The sequence below is a fragment of the Microcoleus sp. K4-B3 genome, from assembly GCF_036704615.1.
Classification (GTDB): domain Bacteria; phylum Cyanobacteriota; class Cyanobacteriia; order Cyanobacteriales; family Microcoleaceae; genus Microcoleus.
Map to the genome: position 1 here is coordinate 1 of NZ_JAUBSF010000207.1, position 1,964 is coordinate 1,964.

1 protein-coding gene and 1 pseudogene are annotated in these 1,964 nt (G+C 38.0%); one reads left to right on the plus strand and one right to left on the minus strand.

Annotation, left to right across the window (positions count from 1 at the left end; genetic code table 11):
• Positions 1-176: 176 nt before the first annotated feature.
• Positions 177-1,186: pseudogene (locus QUA78_RS32390) on the plus strand (ISAs1 family transposase); the annotation flags it as partial.
• Between the two features lie 15 nt (positions 1,187-1,201).
• On the opposite strand, the gene QUA78_RS32395 reads toward QUA78_RS32390, so the two are convergent.
• A complete protein-coding gene (locus QUA78_RS32395) occupies positions 1,202-1,921 on the minus strand; it encodes an ISL3 family transposase (protein ID WP_333307352.1) in 720 nt (239 codons plus the stop codon).
• Positions 1,922-1,964: the final 43 nt, after the last annotated feature.

Here is a 1,964-nt window from a genome sequence, read left to right on the forward strand (position 1 = left end):
AGGTTGGGCAAGCAGGCATGATTAGAAAACACCAACAAGAAACTCTACTTTCCTATCATTACATCTTTGGCACTACCCAGGTCAGTCTTATGGCATCAGGTTTCACATCTCGAAAACACAGGATTAAAAGCTCAAAAAGATTGAGTATAGCTCAGGCGACTGCACTGACAGAAAAAATGGCATTAGTATTTGGTGATATCAAAGACCCTCGTGTAGAAAGAACGCGTGTCCATATATTAACAGATATTTTGAGCGTGGGAATATTGTCAGTAATTGCAGGAGGTAATGGATGGGAAGACATGGAAAATTATGGATTAAGTAAATGTGAATGGTTGGAGCAGTTTTTAGCTTTACCAGGAGGTATCCCAAGTGCAGATACATTTCGACTCGTCGATTGAACGCATTAATCCCAAAGTATTTGAGCAATGCTTTCGACGTTGGATAGAATCGATAGTTGAGGTAGTAGGGGCGCAGGTAATTCCCATTGATGGTAAGACTATCAAAGGCTCATACGATAGAGAGCAGGGGAAATCAGCTTTACATCTAGTGAGCGCTTGGTCGAGTCAATATCGTCTTGTTTTAGGACAAGTAAAGGTAGCAGATAAATCTAATGAAATTACTGCAATTCCTGCGTTATTAGAGTTATTAGATATGGCGGGATGTATTATTACGATTGATGCAATGGGTACGCAAACAGCCATTGCCTCCCAAATTTTTTATGAACACAGCTGATTACGTTTTAGCCCTTAAAGCTAATCATCCTACACTTCACGGACAAGTAAAAGATTGGTTTGAGCAACAATTATCTCAAGGGTTTGAAGGTATTATCCATAGTTATGACCAACGAGTAGAGCGAGGTCACCATCGGACTGAAAAACGATCCTGTTGGTGTGTTCCTATTTCTCAATTACCAACTTTACATAACCAAAAAGATTGGGTTGGTCTTCAATGTGTTGTCATGGTAGTCCGGGTCAGACATCTTTGGAATAAAACTACCCATGAAGTTCAGTTTTATTTAACGAGTTTGTCATGTAATGCTCATAAATTGGGGCAAGCTATCCGTCTACATTGGGGTATTGAAAATGGTCTGCATTGGACTTTAGATGTCACCTGGAATGAAGATGCTTGTCGCGTCCGTACTGGTCATGGGCCACAAAACTTAGCATTGCTGGCTCTCCTGAACTTGTGGTTATAATTTTATCTAATCACAGAAGCAAGCTAATACGCGATTCCTAAAATTATTAAAATTAGAAAAGCCATATCCTTGGCGCATTATCAACTTAATTCGATTGTTGATTCCTTCCATAACTCCACTTGTTGTGCGATTCAGAAAGTAGTTGCAAATACCCTCAAAATGATTTTCAATTGTTGATGCAGATTCTCTAAAAAACACTTGTGCATGATTTAGCCATTCTTTGATTTTTGTCTGCCCTTTTTTGACTGTCAAATTAGTCTCATATATTTCTCTGAATTTTTCTTTCATCTCATACGCAATTTTCAAGCATTCTGACTTACCTAGTACCAATTCTAATTTATCAATCTGAAGAGGATTCAAATTACCTCGATTACTTAACAATAAATATTTACTTTGCCTATCTGTTATTCCGGCTGCTCTACGTAATTTATTCAAATCTTTATTAACTACTTTCATCACATGAAAACGATCGATAATAATTTCAGCATTGGGAAATACTTTTTTGATAACTTTAGGAAATCCTCCCCACATATCAATACTCACTTCTTCAACTTGTTCTCGAACCTCAATTGCTTGTTTCATAAGGACTTCAATGATTTCTTCACAGCGATGAGAATCAATCATCTCAATTAAATTACCTTCGGAAATGTCAGCAACAACCGTCACAAAATTTCCTTGACCTTTCCGCATACGTAATTGCTCAACTAGGGGAAAAAAGGGAGCCATGAATAGAGAGGGCTTGCTGAATAGCTTGATAAGCAGTTAAGCC